This is a genomic window from Rubrimonas cliftonensis (genome assembly GCF_900107585.1).
GTDB lineage: Bacteria > Pseudomonadota > Alphaproteobacteria > Rhodobacterales > Rhodobacteraceae > Rubrimonas > Rubrimonas cliftonensis.
This window is the reverse complement of the sequence record NZ_FNQM01000006.1, coordinates 77,098-94,150: the sequence shown is the minus strand read 5'-3', so window position 1 is coordinate 94,150 and position 17,053 is coordinate 77,098. Positions and strand designations below refer to the sequence as shown.

Annotated in this window: 18 protein-coding genes; 11 read left to right on the top strand and 7 right to left on the bottom strand. The window is 73.3% G+C overall.

Annotation, left to right across the window (positions count from 1 at the left end; genetic code table 11):
* Nucleotides 1–64 precede the first annotated feature (64 nt).
* The 4 genes from BLW43_RS11655 to cobT all read left to right on the top strand — a co-directional run bounded on the left by BLW43_RS11655 (nt 65) and on the right by cobT (nt 4,192).
* Complete coding sequence (locus tag BLW43_RS11655; protein WP_245731024.1) at nt 65–739, top strand: J domain-containing protein; 675 nt, start codon at nt 65–67, stop codon at nt 737–739.
* Between the two features lie 34 nt (nt 740–773).
* Nucleotides 774–1,796: a cobaltochelatase subunit CobS gene (gene cobS, locus BLW43_RS11650; RefSeq protein ID WP_425441176.1), complete on the top strand. Its 1,023-nt coding sequence runs from the start codon at nt 774–776 to the stop codon at nt 1,794–1,796.
* Nucleotides 1,793–2,248: a hypothetical protein gene (locus BLW43_RS11645; protein WP_093253560.1), complete on the top strand. Its 456-nt coding sequence runs from the start codon at nt 1,793–1,795 to the stop codon at nt 2,246–2,248. The genes cobS and BLW43_RS11645 overlap by 4 nt, the downstream gene beginning before the upstream one ends.
* Before the next feature lie 66 nt (nt 2,249–2,314).
* On the top strand, nt 2,315–4,192 hold the full coding sequence (gene cobT / locus BLW43_RS11640; RefSeq protein WP_093253557.1) for a cobaltochelatase subunit CobT: 1,878 nt from the start codon (nt 2,315–2,317) through the stop codon (nt 4,190–4,192).
* A 256-nt stretch (nt 4,193–4,448) separates the two neighbouring features.
* Here the strand turns inward: cobT and BLW43_RS11635 are convergent, their stop codons facing one another.
* On the bottom strand, nt 4,449–4,679 hold the full coding sequence (locus BLW43_RS11635; RefSeq protein WP_093253555.1) for a YjiS-like domain-containing protein: 231 nt from the start codon (nt 4,677–4,679) through the stop codon (nt 4,449–4,451).
* Between the two features lie 126 nt (nt 4,680–4,805).
* Here BLW43_RS11635 and BLW43_RS11630 point away from each other — a divergent pair, with 126 nt between their 5' ends.
* A complete protein-coding gene (locus BLW43_RS11630; RefSeq protein ID WP_093253552.1) occupies nt 4,806–5,702 on the top strand; it encodes a LysR family transcriptional regulator in 897 nt (298 codons plus the stop codon).
* Nucleotides 5,703–5,706: 4 nt separating this feature from the next.
* Here the strand turns inward: BLW43_RS11630 and BLW43_RS11625 are convergent, their stop codons facing one another.
* Entirely contained in the window at nt 5,707–5,901 is a 195-nt protein-coding gene (locus BLW43_RS11625; RefSeq protein ID WP_093253551.1) for a YgaP family membrane protein, read from the bottom strand.
* 179 nt (nt 5,902–6,080) lie between these two features.
* Between BLW43_RS11625 and BLW43_RS11620 the strand changes: the two genes are divergently transcribed.
* On the top strand, nt 6,081–7,160 hold the full coding sequence (locus tag BLW43_RS11620; protein WP_093253549.1) for a YeeE/YedE family protein: 1,080 nt from the start codon (nt 6,081–6,083) through the stop codon (nt 7,158–7,160).
* 70 nt (nt 7,161–7,230) lie between these two features.
* On the opposite strand, the gene BLW43_RS11615 is transcribed toward BLW43_RS11620, so the two are convergent.
* A complete protein-coding gene (locus tag BLW43_RS11615) occupies nt 7,231–7,707 on the bottom strand; it encodes a fasciclin domain-containing protein (protein WP_093253546.1) in 477 nt (158 codons plus the stop codon).
* A gap of 209 nt (nt 7,708–7,916) precedes the next feature.
* Here BLW43_RS11615 and BLW43_RS11610 point away from each other — a divergent pair, with 209 nt between their 5' ends.
* Nucleotides 7,917–8,594, top strand: coding sequence for an SOS response-associated peptidase (locus tag BLW43_RS11610; protein ID WP_093253544.1), 678 nt, complete (start codon nt 7,917–7,919; stop codon nt 8,592–8,594).
* A gap of 148 nt (nt 8,595–8,742) precedes the next feature.
* Here the strand turns inward: BLW43_RS11610 and BLW43_RS11605 are convergent, their stop codons facing one another.
* Nucleotides 8,743–9,549, bottom strand: a complete 807-nt coding sequence (locus BLW43_RS11605) for a quinoprotein dehydrogenase-associated SoxYZ-like carrier (RefSeq protein WP_175478867.1) — start codon at nt 9,547–9,549, stop codon at nt 8,743–8,745.
* Nucleotides 9,550–9,982: 433 nt separating this feature from the next.
* Here BLW43_RS11605 and BLW43_RS11600 point away from each other — a divergent pair, with 433 nt between their 5' ends.
* Complete coding sequence (locus tag BLW43_RS11600) at nt 9,983–11,335, top strand: dynamin family protein (protein WP_093253540.1); 1,353 nt, start codon at nt 9,983–9,985, stop codon at nt 11,333–11,335.
* A 609-nt stretch (nt 11,336–11,944) separates the two neighbouring features.
* Here BLW43_RS11600 and BLW43_RS11595 read toward each other — a convergent pair.
* Complete coding sequence (locus BLW43_RS11595) at nt 11,945–12,637, bottom strand: orotate phosphoribosyltransferase (protein WP_093253537.1); 693 nt, start codon at nt 12,635–12,637, stop codon at nt 11,945–11,947.
* Nucleotides 12,634–13,698: a dihydroorotase gene (gene pyrC / locus BLW43_RS11590; RefSeq protein ID WP_093253535.1), complete on the bottom strand. Its 1,065-nt coding sequence runs from the start codon at nt 13,696–13,698 to the stop codon at nt 12,634–12,636. Before pyrC ends, BLW43_RS11595 begins: the two co-directional genes overlap by 4 nt.
* A 213-nt stretch (nt 13,699–13,911) precedes the next feature.
* On the opposite strand from pyrC, the gene BLW43_RS11585 reads away from it, so the two are divergent.
* A complete protein-coding gene (locus BLW43_RS11585; RefSeq protein ID WP_093253533.1) occupies nt 13,912–14,589 on the top strand; it encodes an SH3 domain-containing protein in 678 nt (225 codons plus the stop codon).
* A 96-nt stretch (nt 14,590–14,685) separates the two neighbouring features.
* Here the strand turns inward: BLW43_RS11585 and BLW43_RS11580 are convergent, their stop codons facing one another.
* Complete coding sequence (locus tag BLW43_RS11580) at nt 14,686–15,594, bottom strand: methyltransferase domain-containing protein (protein ID WP_093253531.1); 909 nt, start codon at nt 15,592–15,594, stop codon at nt 14,686–14,688.
* Nucleotides 15,595–15,623: 29 nt separating this feature from the next.
* Between BLW43_RS11580 and BLW43_RS11575 the strand changes: the two genes are divergently transcribed.
* Together BLW43_RS11575 and grxC are read left to right on the top strand one after the other, a co-directional pair.
* Nucleotides 15,624–16,610 carry a ComF family protein gene (locus tag BLW43_RS11575; RefSeq protein WP_245731023.1) on the top strand — a complete coding sequence of 329 codons (987 nt, stop codon included), beginning with the start codon at nt 15,624–15,626 and terminating at the stop codon, nt 16,608–16,610.
* A gap of 183 nt (nt 16,611–16,793) precedes the next feature.
* Nucleotides 16,794–17,051 (top strand): glutaredoxin 3, encoded by a 258-nt coding sequence (gene grxC / locus BLW43_RS11570; RefSeq protein ID WP_093253528.1) that lies wholly within the window; start codon nt 16,794–16,796, stop codon nt 17,049–17,051.
* The last annotated feature ends 2 nt before the right edge of the window (nt 17,052–17,053 follow it).

Sequence of the window (17,053 nt, the reverse complement as noted above, 5' to 3'; positions counted from 1 at the left end):
CCTTCGCTTGGCCCGCCGGCGCGGCGCGCTAGAATGCGCGCGACCGAGTTGCCGGAGCCGACGCGTGCGCCATCGACCGCCCCTCGAATACGACGTCAGCGTGTCCGCCGACAAGGCGCGGCGGGCGCGTCGCCGCTCGGGCCTCGCCGGCGCGGTGGACGGCGCCGCGCGGCTCTGCGAGCACCCCGAATGCGACCGGCCGGGCCTCTACCGCGCGCCGAAGGGGCCGAGCGAACTCGACAGCTTCCGCTGGTTCTGCCTCGACCATGTGCGGGAGTACAACGCGCGCTGGAACTTCTTCGACGGCGTCGCCGAGGACGCCTTCGAGGCGCAGGCGGAGTCGGCGCGGCTGTGGGAGCGGCCGACCTGGCGCATGGGCGGACAGCCGAAAGGGCCGATGGGCGCGCAGCCGCACGCCGACGGCCGGGCGTGGGAGCGCTTCGGCTTCTCCGACCCGCTCGACGTGCTCGGGGCCAACGCGACGCTCAACCCCGGCAAGCGCGGCCGGGAGACGCCGCAGCCGCGGGCGCGGCGGCTGCCGCCGAACCTGATGAGCGCGGTCGAAGTGCTGGGCGTCTCGCCGGACGCGAAGAAATCCGAGATGCGGCGGCGCTACCGGGCGCTGGTGAAGGACCTGCACCCCGACATGAACGGCGGCGACAGGCGCGACGAGGGCCGGCTGAGGCGCGTGCTCTGGGCGTGGGACCAGATCAAGGCCAGCCGCGAGATCACCGACTGACGCCCGCCGGCTTGCGCTGGCACGCGCGCGCCCTATGCTGCGCCGCAGCCCCGTTACGAGGAACATCAAGATGGCCGATGGCGCCCTCACGCCCGAAAGCGCGCCCTCCCGCACCGTCAACGCGCGAGAGACCTTCGGGCTCGACGTGGACATGAAGGTTCCGGCCTTCGCCGAGGGTTCCGACCGTGTTCCCGCCCGGGACGACACATACCGCTTCGACCGAGACACGACGCTCGCGATCCTCGCCGGCTTCTCGCACAACCGTCGGGTGATGATCCAGGGCTACCACGGCACCGGCAAGTCGACGCACATCGAGCAGGTGGCGTCCCGGCTCAACTGGCCCTGCGTGCGCGTGAACCTCGACAGCCACATCAGCCGAATCGACCTGATCGGGAAGGACGCGATCCGCCTGCGCGACGGCGTTCAGGTCACGGAGTTCCAGGAAGGCATCCTGCCCTGGGCGCTGCGCAACCCGGTGGCGATCGTCTTCGACGAGTACGACGCGGGGCGGCCCGACGTGATGTTCGTCATCCAGCGCGTGCTGGAAGTGGACGGAAAACTGACGCTCCTCGACCAGAATCAGGTGATCCATCCGCACCCGTTCTTCCGGCTGTTCGCGACGGCGAACACCGTGGGCCTGGGCGACACGACGGGTCTCTACCACGGCACTCAGCAGATCAATCAGGGGCAGATGGACCGCTGGTCCATGGTGGCGACGCTCAACTATCTGCCGCACGACGACGAGGTGAACATCGTACTCGCCAAGCGCCCGGAGCTGCAGGACGCCGAGGGCCGCAAGACGGTGAGCCGGATGGTGACGGTGGCGGATCTGACCCGGTCGGCGTTCATGAACGGCGACCTGTCCACCGTGATGTCGCCGCGCACCGTGATCGCCTGGGCGGAGAACGCCGCGATCTTCGGCGACGTCGGCTTCGCGTTCCGCCTGACCTTCCTCAACAAGTGCGACGAGCTCGAACGGCAGACCGTCGCCGAGTTCTACCAGCGCTGCTTCGGCAAGGAGTTGCCGGAGAGCGCCGTGAGCGTGTCGCTCGGGTGACGCGCCGCGCAGCCCTGCTGGCGGGATGCCTCGCGGTGTTCGGCTGCGTTAACGCGGACGAGTCGGCGCGAAGCTGCGGGCCGGAGGCGGTGGACCTCGCGCTTGCGGCGCAGTGCGCCGGCGAGGCGCAGGCCCTCTACTCCTTCGCGGCGGAGAAGGCGGCGCCGGCGACGCTGCAGGCGTCCCTCAAGCGCCGCTACGACGTGCTGACCGATGCGGCGAAGGCCTGCCGCGGCATGGCGTCGACGCCTGACCGGGGGCTTGTCACGGGCTTCCCCACGGAGGCCGAAATCGCACAGGAGCGCGCCGTCGCGCGGGCGCGCGACGAGAAGCTGGCGCAGCTGCGCGCGCGCTACGGCTGGATCACCCGCGGCGACGTGCCCGTTGAGGCGTTCGGCCCGGAGCAGCCGCAATGCGCCGGGATCGGGGCGGCCGTTGGCCTCGCCAGCTGATCCGGCGACCTTGGAGACGACCCCCTGCGAGAGCGCGCCGCGGCGCGCGCGAGGAGGACTGCGCTGATGGCGAAAGGCCCCGACAACCCGGCGGAACCGTTCAAGAAGGCGCTGGCCGAGGCGACCCGCGCCATGGCGGGCGACGCCGAGATGGGCGTGACCTACTCCGCCGATCCGCCGGGCCAGAGCAACGACACCCTCCGGCTGCCCCAGATCAGCCGACGCATGACCCGCGGCGAGGTGATGCAGGCGCGCGGCGCGGCGGACGCGGCGGCGCTCAGGCGACGCTACCACAGCGACGCGGCGCATGACCGCTATGCGCCTTCGGGCGAGATGGCGCGGGCGATCTATGACGCCTGCGAGACGGCGCGCTGCGAGGCGCTCGGCGCGCGCGCGATGCCGGGAGTGGGCGACAACATCGACGCCAGGCTGTGCGAGGAGGCCCGCCGCCGCGGCTACGCCCAGATGCGCGAGGCCGCCGACGCGCCGCTGGCGGAGGCCGCGGCGCTGGCGCTGCGGGCGCGGATCAGCGGTCGCGACGCGCCGCCGGAAGCCGGCCATGTGCTTGATCTGTGGAAGAACTTTCTCGACGACAAGGCCAACGCCAGCCTCGACGCGCTGGCCGCAGCGGCGGATGATCAGGTGGCCTTCACCAAGGCCGCGCGGCAGGTCATCACCGATCTGGGCTACGGCGACCAACTCGCCGACGACCCCGACGGCGACGACGCCGAGGGCGAGGACGACGAGGAGAGCGACGCGCCCGAGACCCCGCCCGAGGACGGCGGCGAGGACGACCAGCAGCAGTCCGATCAGGAGGACAGCGCGCCGGAGGAGCAGCAGAGCCGCGAGCAGCGGCAGGCGACCGCCGACGTCTCGATGGAGGATCTCGACGACGCCGACGAGGACGCCGAGAGCGCGGAGGACGAGGACGGCGAGACGCCGCCGCCCCCGCCGCCGGCCCCCGACAGCCTCGCCAGCCGGGATTACCGCATCTTCTCGAAGGCCGCCGACGAGATCGTGACAGCGGAGGAACTCTGCGACGAGGCCGAGCTCGACCGCCTGCGCGGCTATCTCGACCGCCAGCTCGAACCGCTGAAGGGCGCGGTCTCGCGGCTCGCCAACCGGCTCCAGCGCCGGCTTCAGGCGCAGCAGAACCGCGCCTGGGAGTTCGACCGCGAGGAAGGCATCCTCGACGCCGGCAGGCTGGCGCGCGTGGTGGCCAACCCCACCACGCCGCTCAGCTTCAAGGTCGAGAAGGACACCGAGTTCCGCGACACGGTGGTGACGCTGCTGATCGACAACTCAGGCTCGATGCGGGGGCGGCCGATCTCGATCGCGGCGATCTCCGCCGACATCCTCGCCCGAACGCTGGAGCGCTGCCAGGTGAAGGTCGAGATCCTCGGCTTCACCACGCGGCAGTGGAAGGGCGGACAGGCGCGCGAGGCGTGGCTGAAGGCGGGCCGGCCGCAGAATCCGGGCCGCCTCAACGACCTGCGCCACATCATCTACAAGAGCGCCGACGCGCCGTGGCGGCGCGCGCGGCGCAATCTCGGGCTGATGATGCGCGAGGGGCTGCTCAAGGAGAACATCGACGGCGAGGCGCTGGAATGGGCGCACAGGCGGCTGATGGCGCGGCCTGAGCACCGCAAGACGCTGGTGGTGATCTCTGACGGCGCGCCGGTGGACGACAGCACCCTCTCCGTCAACCCCTCCAACTATCTGGAGCGGCACCTGCGCGACGTGATCGCGATGATCGAGCGCCGGCGCGCGGTGGAGCTGATCGCCATCGGCATCGGCCATGACGTGACGCGCTACTACGACCGCGCCGTGACGATCACCGACGCCGAACAGCTCGCCGGCGCGATCACCGACCAGCTCGCCGGCCTGTTCGAGGTCAACGGGCGGACGCCGCAGCGCGGCGGGCGCCGGCGTCGCGCGGCCTGACCGGCCGAGCGGCGGAGCGCTCCGGCCCGGCGGCGCAGGCCCGAACATCGGGGGCGACAATGGCCCCGGCGCGGCGCGACTTGCCGGCTGCCCGGGTCGCGCCGCGGCCGGGGCGTCGCCTTCGGGGCTGCGGGAAAATCCTGAAGCGCCGTTTCAGACCATCGGCTTGAGGCCGGGGCCGGCTGGGGACATCACCGAACCGCCAATGGCCCCGACGCCGCCCGTTTCGGGCGCCTTCGTCCTGCGCCGCCCGCGCTCAGCCGCGGACGGGTCCGTCCCAGAACGGGCGACGGGCCTCGGCCTCGGCGTCCTCGCGCGAGAGGCCGATGTCGGCGAGCAGGCGGGCGTCGAGCGCGGCCAGCGCGCGACGCTGGCGGATCAGGTCGAGCCGGTCGGCGAGCCGGCGCCACAAGCTGCGGCGCGCGGCGGGACGGGCTGCGGGCAGGACGGTCCGCCCTGCGGACGCGGGAGAGACAAGTGCGGGCATGGTCGGCCTCCTGGGGCATCCGGTTCAATCATGGCTGGCCGCCTGGCCATCGCATATTGATATGCTCCAGAGGTTGCGATAAGAAAAACGAATTGATGTGATCCTGCCCATCACGGGAGACGATGAGTGCCCCGCAATCTCGACATCGCCGCGCTCCGCAGCTTCGTCACCGCGGCCGACCTTGGCGGGGTGACGCGCGCCGCCGGTCAGCTCAACCTCACGCAGTCGGCGGTGTCGATGCAGATCAAGCGCCTGGAGGGGACGCTCGGCCAGACGCTGCTCGACCGCTCAGGGCGCGGCGTGACGCTGACGGCCCATGGCGAGCATCTCCTCAGCTATGCGCGGCGGATGCTGGCGCTGAACGACGAGGCGCTGACGCGGATGACCGGCGAGGCTTTCGAGGGCGAACTGCGCCTCGGCGCGCCGCATGACGTGATCCATCCGCGCATTCCCGCCGTGCTCGGGGCCTTCTCGCGCAGCCATCCGCGGGTGCGGGTCTCGCTGGTGTCGGAGTATTCCCGGCGGCTGAAGGAGATGCTCGCCGCAGGCGCGGTCGATGTCGCGCTGACGACCGAGCGCAGCGTCGACGCGGGCGGCGAGACGCTGGACCTCTCGCCGCTCGTCTGGTGCGGAGCTGCGGGCGGAGACGGGTGGAGGCGCCGGCCCCTGCCCCTGGCCTATTCCCGCAACTGCATTTTCAGACCCATCGTCCAGGCCGCTCTGGAAGCCGCCGGCGTCGACTGGACGATGAGCATCGAGACTGACTGCTCGCGCGCGAGGGAGGCCTCGGTGGCCGCCGATCTCGCGGTCTATGCGCTGATGGGCGGCGAGCCGGTTCCGCCGGGGGTGGAGCGCATCGACCATGGCGGGGCGCTGCCCGACCTCGGCGAGATGCGCGTCAACCTCTATCTCGGCGAGGGGCCGAAGGCGGCGCTGGCCGAGCGGCTTGCGGCGGGGCTGCGCGAGGCGTTCGCTCAGCCCCGCGCGCGGGCGGCGGCGGCGTCTTCCGCGGCGGCCGCCTGAGCCCTCAGCACTCGCGGCAGGTCTTGAGGCCGATCAGCGTGTAGAGCGGGCAGAACCGCAGGAACGCGGTGGCCAGCGGCACGACCCCGATCCAGCCCCAGACGCCGATCTCGCCGGTGGCGGCGAGCGCGACGAGCGCGAGGCCGACGAGGAGGCGCAGGGCGCGGTCGGCGGTTCCGATATTGGGCGCGAAGGTCATGGCGACATCTCCTGTGATCTGATTCGTCCCGCGATGATGCGCCGGCGCCGGCCGGCGATCAGTGCGGCCGTCACCGAGTTCGGGGGCGTTCTTCGCGGCGCGACTGACATGGATCAAGGCGGCCCGCCAGGGCGCATGCTGGGCTGACGCAAAGTCCGGGAGCGCGGGGAGAAGCCGGGATGTTCGATCTGACATGGCTGCTGGACAAGACCGGAGACGCCAACGCCGCGGCGCTGGCGGGGCTGCTCGCCGGCGGCGTCTTCGGCGTCGCGGCGCAGCGCAGCCGGTTCTGCCTGCGCGCGGCGGTGGTGTCCTTCGCGCGCGGCCGGCTGGATGAGCGCGTGGCGGTCTGGCTGCTGTGCTTCGCGACGGCGCTGGTCTGGACCCAGGCGTTCGACCTCGCCGGGCTGGCGACGCTGGCGCAGAGCCGGACGGTCGCCGCGACCGGCTCGCTCTCGGGCGCGGCGCTCGGCGGGCTGATCTTCGGCGCGGGGATGGTGCTGGCTCGGGGCTGCTCGGGGCGGCTTCTGGTGCTTGCGGCGGGCGGAAACCTGCGCGCTCTGCTGGCGGGGCTGGTGTTCGCGGTGACGGCGCAGGCGAGCATGGACGGGCTGCTGGCGCCGCTGCGCCGCCAGCTGGCGGAACTGTGGACCACCGGGCCGGAGAACCTCGTGCTGACCACGGCGCTGGGGCTGCCGGACTGGGCGGGGCTCGCGGTCGGGCTGCTGGCCGCGGCGACGGCGCTGGCGGTGGCGCGGCGCGCGGGCGTCTCGGGGCGCACGCTGTGGTTCGGTTCGGGCGTGGGCTTCGCGGTGGGGCTAGGCTGGCTGATGACCTCGCAGATCGCGGCGCAGGCGTTCGAGCCGGTTGCGGTGGAGAGCCTGACCTTCTCCGGCCCCTCCGCCGACATGCTGATGTTTGCGCTGACGCCGGCGGGCGCGCTCGACTTCGACATCGGGCTGATCGCGGGGGTGTTCATCGGCGCGGCGGCGGCCGCGCGGCTGTCGGGCGAGTGGCGGCTGGAAGGGTTCGAGGGGGCGGCGTCGATGCGGCGCTACCTCGTGGGCGCGGCGCTGATGGGCTTCGGCGCGATGCTCGCCGGCGGCTGCGCCATCGGCGCGGGGGTCACGGGCGGCTCGACCTTCGCCGCGACGGCGTGGCTGGCGCTCTGCGGCTTCTGGGCCGGGGGCGCGCTGACCGACCTGCTGGCGGATCGCGGCTGGGGCCCCGCCGGCGGCGCGCGGCCGGCGGGGGCGTGAGGCCGGAGGGAGCGTGAGGCCGGAGGGAGCGTGAGGCCGGGGGGGAGCGTGGGCCCTCCCCCGCTCCGGCTCAGTCCGGCAGGATCACCGTGTCGATGACGTGGATCACGCCGTTGCTCGCCACGATGTCGGCCATGACGACGGAGGCGCCATCGACGGTCACGCCGCTGGTCGCGTCGATGTCCACGGTCGAGCCCTGCACCGTCTCGGGCGAGAGCGTCTTGCCGGCGAGATCAGCGGACATCACCCTGCCCGGCACGACATGGTAGGTGAGCACGGCGACAAGCTGTTCGCGGTTCTCCGGCTGGAGCAGGTTCGCCACGGTTCCGTCCGGCAGCTTGGCGAAGGCGGCGTCGGTGGGCGCAAACACCGTGAACGGACCCTCTCCCTTCAGCGTGTCGACGAGGCCCGCGGCCTGAACCGCTGCGACGAGCGTCTCGAAGTCGGCGTTGCCGGCCGCGATCTCGACGATGTCCTGCTCCTGCGCGGCGGCGACCGAGGCGCCCATGGCGAGGCCGAAAACGGCGGCGACGGTGCTGCGAAGCATGGTTGAACTCCTGTTGCGTGGCGTCGCCTCAGCAATGGCGACCACGTGACGAAGTAGCGCCGGGCGTGCTTCGGACAGGCGCGCGGCTCTGAACTTGTTTTGTTGAATCAGTTATTTGACAGGCGCATGGCGCGCACTAGCGGCTTGCGCTTGCCCTCTGGCGGCGTCGGCGTGTCTGATGCGGGGCCGATCTCGGAGCGCGGGGCCCCATGTGCAATCTCTACGCCAACACGATGCCGCAGGACGCGATGCGGCGGCTGTTCGACGTCTCGCCCGAAGACGACGCCCTGGGCAACTTCGCGCCGGCCGAGGCGATCTTTCCGCGCCACGACGCGGTGATCGTGCGGCGGGGCGAGGACGGCGCGCGGCGGCTGGGCCTCGCGCACTGGGGCTTCGTGCTGCCGCAGGTCTCAAAGCGGACCGGCGCGCCGATCCTGCCCAAGGCGGTCAACAACGCGCGCGACGACACGATGCGGGCCTCGCGGTTCTGGCGCGAGAGCTTCGAGACCCGGCGCTGCCTGATGCCGGCCACGTCCTACTGCGAGGCGAAGGGGACGAAGCCCGCGACCTATGTCTGGTTCGCCATGGTCGGCGAGGCGGCGCGCCCGCCCTTCGCCTTCGCCGGGATATGGAAGCGGCATCGCGGCAGGTACCGCGACGATCTGGTGGACATCGAGACCTGCGCGATGCTGACGACCGCGCCCAACGCGCTGGCGCGCACGGTCCACCCCGACAGGATGCCCGTGATCCTCGCGCCCGACGACTGGGAGACCTGGCTCGCCGGGGACGCGGACGCCGCGGCGGCGCTGCTGGCGCCCTTCCCCGCCGAGGCGATGCGGATCGCGCGCGAAGGGCTCGACGCGAAGTCGGACCCGACGGAGGGCTGAGCGCGGCGTCATGAACCCTGCACGCCGCGGCATGGCGGGAGCCGTGGCCCGGTCGGGCGGGGTTCGGGGTCGCCACGCGACGCTCTGCCCGTTTGACCGGCGCAGCCGCTCGCCGTCGGCTCTGCGGGTCGTCAGCTCCGGGGGCTCGTCAGCTCTCGAGGCCGAAGCGGCGTTCGAAAACGGCCCCGTCGGTGTCGGTCATCCGCACGCGCAGCGGCGCAGAACCGTCGGCGCCGGCGGGCCGGTCGAAGCCGATCTCGGGGTTCTCGCTCAGCGAGATCGAGCCGGTGAGGGTGAACAGCGGGGCCTCGCCGGCCCAGACCTCCAGCGTCTCGATGAAGCGCGCGGGCCGGTAGAGCAGCGTGATCTGGTCCATCTGCATCCCCGAATGCTGGGGATGGCTGACGGTCAGGCGCGCGCGACCGTCGGCGCCGGCGGCGCGCAGGCGGCTGACGGCGACGGCGGCCGGGTCGGCGGCGGCGAGCTCCATGCGGCCCAGCGTCTCCAGCGCCATCGCATCGTCGGTGACGGGAGGCGCGGCGCAGGCGCCAAGGCCCGAGGTCTTGACCATCTGCTCGGCCATGTAGAGCCGGCCGTCGTCGGCCTCGACCACGACATGCACCGGCGAGGGGCCGTTCAGGCGCATGGTGAAGTCGAAGGCGACATGCGCCATGGGCCTGTGCATCTCGACCACCGCGGAGACGGGCATGGGGTTCTCGTCGATCACAACCGTGACGCTGCGGACGGTGCGGCCGTCGGGCAGCGCGGCGGAGACGGAGATCGGCACGGCCCGGTCGTCGGTCGCGCGCAGCGGCGCCTGCAGCGATACGACGGCGGCCTCGATGGCGCGGTCGCCGTAGAGCTCGGCGCGCAGCCCGTCCCAGGACGATTCGGCGAGCGCCATGGCGGGGGCGCAGGCGAGCGCGGCTGCGGCGATCAGGGACGCATGGCGCATGGGGCGCTTCCTTCGGTTTCGTGTCGTTGCGCTGACGATGCCATGGGCGCCCGCGAAACGCCACTGTTCCGTCATGGACGATGGATGCGGCGGATGGCGCGCGGGCTAGGCCGCGCGCGAGGGCCGGCGCAGGCCCGCTGCGGCCGCATATGTCGGGGTTTCGGGCGCAATCTGGCGTTCGGCGGCCTTCGGGCCTTCCGCAGACCTTGACGTTTTCGCGGCGCGCCGCATCACGTCGCCAGCGCCGAAATCGCCGGAGCGCGACTTCGCGGGCGCCGCCGGGGCCGGCGCCTCGGGGTCGATCCGTCAGTTCGAGCGGCGAGGACGGTTGTCTCCGACCCTGAGCTGTGGCTTCACAGGCCCGCGGTCCGCGTCGCGCGAGTAGCGTCGACGCGCAGTCGGTTGAGCGAGAGGGACAGCTTTGCAGCACGTGATGGAACAGTTCGCGGAGAAGATCCGTGAGTGCTATCGGGACCCCCTGGACCCCATCGCAACGCAGTTCATGTTCCGGCGGCCGCCGACGGTCGGGGAACTGCAGCGGCCTCCGCAGGTGCTGCTGCTCGGCAACCACTCGTCGGGCAAGTCCACCTTCGTGAACCACCTGCTCGGGGCCGGGGTGCAGAAGACCGGCGTGGCGCCGACCGATGACGGCTTCACCATCGTCACATACGGTCAGGTCTCGACCGACCGCGACGGCCCGACGGTCGTCAGCAATCCGGACCTGCCCTATGAGGGTTTGCGGCATTTCGGCGATCAGCTCGTGTCCCATGTCCGGCTCAAGCTGCGCCCGGCGGAGCTGCTGCGCACCGTGACGCTCATCGACAGCCCCGGCATGATCGACGAGGCGAAGTCGGAGGACGGCCGAGGCTATGACTTTCCCGGCGTCGTGCGCTGGTTCGCCGAGCGCGCCGACCTCGTGATGGTGTTCTTCGACCCCGACAAGCCGGGCACGACCGGCGAGACGCTGCGGGTCTTCAAGGAGTCGCTCGCGGGGATCGAACACAAACTGTTGATCATCCTGAACAAGGTCGACCAGTTCGACAACCTGCACGATTTCGCCCGCGCCTACGGCGCGCTGTGCTGGAACCTCGGCAAGGTGGTGCAGCGCAAGGACCTGCCGATGATCTACAACACCTTCGTGCCGCGCGAAGGGAAGCCCAAGTCCAGGTTGCCGATGGACGATTTCGAGAAAGCGCGCGAGGATTTGATCGAGGAGATCCGGCGGATCCCGACACGCCGCATGGACAACCAGATCACGCAGCTACAGGCGTTCGCCGAGCGGCTGCGCCTGCACGCCCTCGTCCTCGACGCGGCCGCCAGCCGGTTCCGCATGCTGCGCGCGCGCTGGCGGTCCATCCTGTTCCTGCTGTTCGCGGCGCTGACCGGCGGCGCCGTCTTCAGCGGCCTGATCATCGCCCTGCCGGCGGTGGCGGTCGCCGCGCTCGCCGCGGTCGCGCTCGTCGAACTCGTGACGCTGCCCGGCGCCAAGCGGCGCATCGTCGGGCGGCTCGACGAGATATTCGAGAAGCTCCACGACCGCGAGCTGCTGGTGCGCGACCGGGCGGAGGACCTGCGCGCGATGTGGGACGAGGTGCATCCGCACGCGCGCGAGGTCGCCGAGAAGCGGGGTTTGCAGTCTTTCAAGAAGATGCGCTGGGCCGATCGCACGGTGCTCGACGAGCTGCTCCAGCAGGACATCCCGAAGCTGCGCAGCAACCTCTACGACGCGCTGCGCGGCGGCCCGGCCGAGGACGCGCCGCCGCGCGACGACCGGCCCGCGGCCTAGGCCGCAGCCTAGACTGCGCCGGGCCGCGCCGGCGCAGGAGGCGGTTTTTCGCCGCCGACGCGACGGAGGCCGGGATCGCGCCCTTCCCCGGTCGGCGGTACGTCGCGGCGCGGCGGCCGCAGCACATGGCGCGGGAGGCGTCGACGCGCGACGCATCGCCGGAGCGTCTTCGGAACCGACCGGATCAGTCGGCGACGGGAAGTCCGTCACCAGACGACGCCGTGGCGCGGCGGATCCGCCTCAGTCGGGTCGAACGCCGCTCTGGCGAGGCGCGCCGGCAGGCGCTAGGCTCCACGCCGAACAGCACCAGTCACCATTTGAACCCGCTTCGCCCGAGTGAGAATCATGACCGGCCGGATCGATGTGTTCATCAGCTACAAGCGGGAAGAACGCGCGGAATCGGAACGTGTCAGACGCGCCCTGATCGCTGCCGGCTGCGACGTCCGTTAGGATCACTAGCGCATGGCGGGGATCGCCCGGATTGCGCCATCGAAGCGATCCTCGACCCAGGGGCGGCGAAAGTCGCGCGATCGGCGCCGCCGACGGACCGCTCGAGCCGCAGGATCGGGCGTGGTCGTCGCAGGAAGGCGCAGCCGGCGGAGCGTCGGGCTACCCCCGCGCGGGCGCGGCGCCGCCATGGGCGGCGGACCACTCGTCGGGGGCGCCGAGGAAGCGCTCGACCTCGGCGACGGCGGCGGCGTCGAGCGCGCCGCCGTCGCGCGCCTCCGCCAGCGCGTCCCACCATGTCGCGAGCCAGTGCAGCTTGAGGCCCGAGCCGGCGAGCGCGTCGGGGTAGATGTCGTAGTAGAACACCACGAAGCTGTGGGCGCATTCGGCGCCGGCCTCGCGCAGGGCGCCGGCGAAGTTCAGCTTCGAGCCGCCGTCGGTCGCAAGATCCTCGACCAGCAGGACGCGCGCGCCCTCGGCGAATGCGCCCTCGATCTGGGCGTTGCGGCCGAAACCCTTGGGCTTCTTGCGCACATAGAGCATCGGCAGGGCGAGGCGGTCGGCGATCCAGGCCGCGAAGGGGATGCCGGCGGTCTCGCCGCCCGCCACGGCGTCGAAGCGCTCGTAGCCGGCGGCCGCGTTCAGCGTCTCCACCCCGAAGCCCATCAGCGCGGCGCGGACGCGGGGGAAGGAGATCAGCTTGCGGCAGTCGACATAGACCGGACTGCGCAGGCCGGAGGTGAAGGTGAAGGGCTCGTGCGGGCGGAAATGCACCGCCTGCACCTCCAGCAGCATGCGGGCGGTCGCGCGGGCGATCTCGGCCTGGCGGGGGGTGCGGTCGGGTTGGCGGCTCATGGGCGGGCTTCCTGCGGGCGGACGCGCCAGCGCAGGGCGGCGCCGGGGTCGAACACGGTGAGCAGGCCGTCGCCCACCTCTCGGGCGGGCTGCGGCGGGGTCGGCCGGCGTTCGAGAGTGACGGTCCCCTCGTTCGGCGACAGGCCGTAGAAGGCGGCGCCGTGGCGGCAGGCGAAGCCCTCCAGCCGGTCGAGCGCGCCCTCCTCGTCGAACACCTGCGCGAGGCAGGCCATGGCGACCGGCGCGGTGTAGCAGCCTGCGCAGCCGCAAGGGGCGAGCTTGGCGCCGTCGAGATGCGGCGCGCTGTCGGTGCCGAGGAAGAATCGCGGATCGCCGGCGGTCGCTGCCTCGCGCAGCGCGGCGCGGTCCTCGGCGCGCTTCAGGATCGGCAGGCAGTAGTAGTGCGGGCGCACGCCCCCGGCCAGCAGGTCGTTGCGCGTCAGCATCAGGTGATGGGCGGTGATGGTGCCGCCGACGCCGGGGCCGGCCGCGCGCACCCAGGCGACGCCGGCCCGCGTCGTGACGTGCTCCAGCACGATGCGCAGGGCGGGCGTGCGCGCGCGCAGCGGGCTCAGCACCCGGTCGAGGAACGCGGCCTCGCGGTCGAAGATGTCCACCGCCGGGTCCGTCACCTCGCCGTGGACGCAGAGCGGCAGGCCGATCTCGGCCATGCGGTCGAGCACGGGCTGGACCTTGCGGACGTCGCGCACGCCGGCGTCGGAATTGGTGGTGGCGCCGGCGGGGTAGAGCTTCACCGCCGTCACCAGCCCTTCTGCGTGCGCCGCGGCGACGTCGTCCGGGTCGGTCGCCTCGGTGAGATAGAGCGTCATCAGCGGCGTGAAGGCCGCGCCGTCGGGCAGCGCCGCCATGATGCGACCGCGGTAGGCGCGGGCGTCGGCGGCGGTCACGACCGGCGGCGTGAGGTTCGGCATCACCAGCGCGCGGGCGAAGGCGGCGGCGGCCTCGGGCGCGGCGACCCTCAGCATCGCACCGTCGCGCAGGTGGATGTGCAGGTCGTCAGGGCGCGGCAGGGTCAGGGTTTCGGGCGCTGGGGCGGTCACGAGGGGCTCTGTCGCTTGGCGCGGGGCGCGCTCGCGAAGGCGAGGCGGCGGCGCGGTCCGTGGATCGGGCGCGGGCCGGGGCCGCGCGCGGGGCGGCGGGACTATGCGACGCGGGGCGGCCGGGGGCAATCGGCTGCGGCGCCGGGGGCGGATGGCGCGCGCGCCGCATCGGCGTAGGCTGGCCTGAAGCCGCCCTTCAGGGGAGTTCGACCGATGCAGACGCGCCGCGCCGCCCTCCGCGCCCTCGCTCTCGGGGCCGTGGTCGCCGCCGCTTCACCCGTCCTCGCGCAGCACGCCGCCACGCCGGCGAGCCCCGCCGAAGGCGGGCCGAGGCGCTTCGAGGTCTCGGTCGAGAGCGGGACGCTCGCCCTGCGCGCGGCGCCGGGTTCGTCCGCCGAGGTTCTCGCCCGCCTGACGCGCGGGGCGGTCCTGTCCAATCTCGGCTGCGCGCCGGCGGAGGGGCGGGTGTGGTGCGACGTCCAGCCGATGCGCGGCGGCCCGCGCGGCTACGCGGCCGCGGACTACCTTCGCCCCGCCCGCGGACCGAACGGCGACACGCCGATGGGCGAGGACGATTCGGCGCTGCGCGCGGGCCGGGGCGAATTCAACGCCAGCGGGACGATCCCCTGCGCCGAGGCGCCCGAACAGCCCGCGACGCCCTGCCCCTTCGGCGTGGCCCGCGGGACCGGGGGCGACGCGACCGTGATCGTCACCCGGCCGAGCGGCGCGAAGCGCGCGATCTTCTTCATCCATGGCGAGGCGGTGGGCGCCGACATGTCCCAGGCCGACGGCTACGGGCCGTTCTCCGTGAGGCGCGAGGCCGACCTCAGCTTCGTCGACGTCGGCGCCGAGCGCTACGAGTTGTTCGACGCGATCCCTCTCGGCGGCTGAGCCGCCCGGATCCCCCCGGCGGTCGAGCCGCCCGGATCCCCCCGGCGGTCGAGCCGCCATGATCCTCTCGGCGGTCGAGCCGCCCGGGTCGGCGCGCTAAGACCCGGCCTTCTCGCCGGCGGGGCGCTCCACGGCGCCGAGCGCGTCGGCGAGGCGGGCGCTCGCGGAGCCGGGGCGCTTGGCCGTCGGCTGGTCGGGGCCGGGGGACCATCCGGCGAGGTAGACGATCTCCACCGTCGCCGTCACGCGCCCGTCAGGCCGGGAGAAGTGCTCGGCGTAGAGCGCGCAGGCGCGGGCGAGCGTGGCGCGGCGCAGGGGCGTGCGGCGGCGCGCGGCCAGCGCATTGGCCTCGCCCATCGCGCGCAGGTCGCGCATCAGGGCGAGCGGGTCGGCGTAGTCCACCGTCACGCGCTCGACGTCCGCCGCCGGCATCGCGAAGCCGGCGCGCTGCAGCAGGCCGCCGAGGTCGCGCACGTCGGCCATGGGCGCGACGCGGGGGCTCAGGCCCCCCTCCTCGGCGATCTCGGCCTCGGCGAGCGCGGCGCGCAGCTCGTGCAGCGACCGGCCGCCGAAGAGCGCGCCGAGGAAGAAGCCGTCGGGCCTCAGCGCGCGCCTGAGCTGGATCAGCGCCCCGACAGGGTCGTTCATGCGGTGCAGGGCGAGGCCCGATACGGAGAGGTCGAAGCGGCCCTCGCCGGCCAGCAGCGGCTCGGTTCCCGCCAGCGTGCGGGCGCCGGGGGCGCCGGCCGCGGCGAGGGGCGCGAGCGGGGCGGCCTCGATCTGCACCGTCTCCCCGGCCCCGGCGCGGCCGGCGAGGGCGTGGGCGTAGAGGCCGGCGGCGGCGCCGTGGACGAGCAGGCGCGGGAAGGCCCGGGCGGCGTCGGCGGCGCGCTCGGCCAGACCCTCCGCCGCGCGGGCATGCAGGAACGCGCCCCGCGGCCAGAGCCTTGCGGCGCGGGCGGCGCGCAGCGACAGTGCGGCCTCGTCGAAGAGCATCGGCGTCATGGCGCGACAGATAGCGGGGCGGGCGGGGCTTGGCGACCGGGGGCGCGGCGGATGGGCGCGGCTGGCGCGGCGGCGGGCGGGATCCCGACGGCGCCGGCGCGGCGCGCGCCGCGGACGGGCGCGAGGTTTCCGGTGGCGAGGTTTCCGAGGGCGAGGTTTTCATGCGCGACGTCGGCGGGCGCGGGCCTGGCGCGCGCGAGGTTGGCGGGCGCGAGGTTGGCGGGCGCGGGCCTTTCGGCTCGGCGCTGCGCTCGGCCTTCGGCGGCGCGGTCGATCTGCTCTATCCGCCAGCCTGCGTCGCGTGCGGGGACGAGACCGGCGCGGCGGGGGGTCTGTGCGGGCCATGCTTTCGCGACGCCTGGTTCATCGCCGGGCCGATCTGCGACCGCTGCGGCGCACCGAACGCGCAGCATGACGCCCCGGAGGCGGCCTGCGACGCCTGCCGCCATGCCCCCCCGGCCTGGGACCGGGGCCGCGCCGCGGCGCTATACGAAGGGGCGGCGCGCGCCGCGGCGCTGGCGCTCAAGCACGCCGACCGCGCCGAGGTCGCCCCCGCCGCGGCGGGCTGGATGCTGCGCGCCGGGGCGGACCTCGTCGCGTCGGCGGACCTGATCGCCCCGGTCCCGCTGCACCGCTGGCGGCTGATGCGGCGGCTCTACAACCAGTCGGCGGAGCTGGCGCGGGCGGTGGCGATCCGCGCAGGGCGGCGCGACGCGCTGGCGCTCGACCTGCTGCGCCGCACCCGCGCGACGCCGAGCCAGGAGGGGCGCACGCGGGCGGGGCGAATAGAGAACGTCTCGGGGGCCTTCGCGGTGCGGCGGCGCTGGGCGGGCGCGCTGGCGGGCCGGCGCGTGCTGCTGATCGACGACGTGCTGACCACCGGCGCGACGCTCTCGGCCTGCGCCGAGGCGCTGAGAGCGGCCGGGGCGGCGGGCGTGGACGCGCTGACGCTGGCGCGGGTGGCGCGGGGCGGAGACGCGCGCGCAGGCGAGCCGCGCGGCCCCGGGACCGGCTGAGGGACGCCGGGCCACGTCCCAGGCCCCGGCCTCGACCCCGGCCCCGCGCCGGCTTTCGGGGCGCAGGACGCGCGTCCCAGGCCTCTCTGCGCGCGCGGGGCGCATGCGGGCCGCGCGCGGGCGCTTTAAGCGCGCGGCCGACATTGCTATCTCAACGGGCGTCGCCCCGAGGAGAGACCGCCCATGAAGCCCGTCGAGATCTACACCACGCCCATCTGCGGCTTCTGCGCGATGGCCAAGAAACTGCTGCGCAGCAAGGGCGTGAGCTTCACCGAGTTCGACGTGATGTCCGACCCCGCCAAGCGCGCGGAGATGACGCAGCGCTCGGGCGGCGGGCGCACGGTGCCGCAGATATTCATCGACGGCGCACCGATCGGCGGCTGCGACGAGCTTCACGCGCTGGAGCGCGCCGGCAGGCTCGACGCCATGCTCGCGGCCTGACG

Bases quoted from the DNA above. Each gene is read 5' to 3' on its own strand.
- BLW43_RS11605 (WP_175478867.1), bottom strand. From the start codon at position 9,549: ATGCGCCATGCGTCCCTGATCGCCGCAGCCGCGCTCGCCTGCGCCCCC.
- BLW43_RS11610 (WP_093253544.1), top strand. From the start codon at position 7,917: ATGTGCAATCTCTACGCCAACACGATGCCGCAGGACGCGATGCGGCGG.
- BLW43_RS11615 (WP_093253546.1), bottom strand. From the start codon at position 7,707: ATGCTTCGCAGCACCGTCGCCGCCGTTTTCGGCCTCGCCATGGGCGCC.
- BLW43_RS11620 (WP_093253549.1), top strand. From the start codon at position 6,081: ATGTTCGATCTGACATGGCTGCTGGACAAGACCGGAGACGCCAACGCC.
- BLW43_RS11635 (WP_093253555.1), bottom strand. From the start codon at position 4,679: ATGCCCGCACTTGTCTCTCCCGCGTCCGCAGGGCGGACCGTCCTGCCC.
- BLW43_RS11580 (WP_093253531.1), bottom strand. From the start codon at position 15,594: ATGACGCCGATGCTCTTCGACGAGGCCGCACTGTCGCTGCGCGCCGCC.
- BLW43_RS11625 (WP_093253551.1), bottom strand. From the start codon at position 5,901: ATGACCTTCGCGCCCAATATCGGAACCGCCGACCGCGCCCTGCGCCTC.
- cobT (WP_093253557.1), top strand. From the start codon at position 2,315: ATGGCGAAAGGCCCCGACAACCCGGCGGAACCGTTCAAGAAGGCGCTG.
- grxC (WP_093253528.1), top strand. From the start codon at position 16,794: ATGAAGCCCGTCGAGATCTACACCACGCCCATCTGCGGCTTCTGCGCG.
- BLW43_RS11585 (WP_093253533.1), top strand. From the start codon at position 13,912: ATGCAGACGCGCCGCGCCGCCCTCCGCGCCCTCGCTCTCGGGGCCGTG.
- BLW43_RS11600 (WP_093253540.1), top strand. From the start codon at position 9,983: ATGGAACAGTTCGCGGAGAAGATCCGTGAGTGCTATCGGGACCCCCTG.
- BLW43_RS11595 (WP_093253537.1), bottom strand. From the start codon at position 12,637: ATGAGCCGCCAACCCGACCGCACCCCCCGCCAGGCCGAGATCGCCCGC.
- cobS (WP_425441176.1), top strand. From the start codon at position 774: ATGCTGCGCCGCAGCCCCGTTACGAGGAACATCAAGATGGCCGATGGC.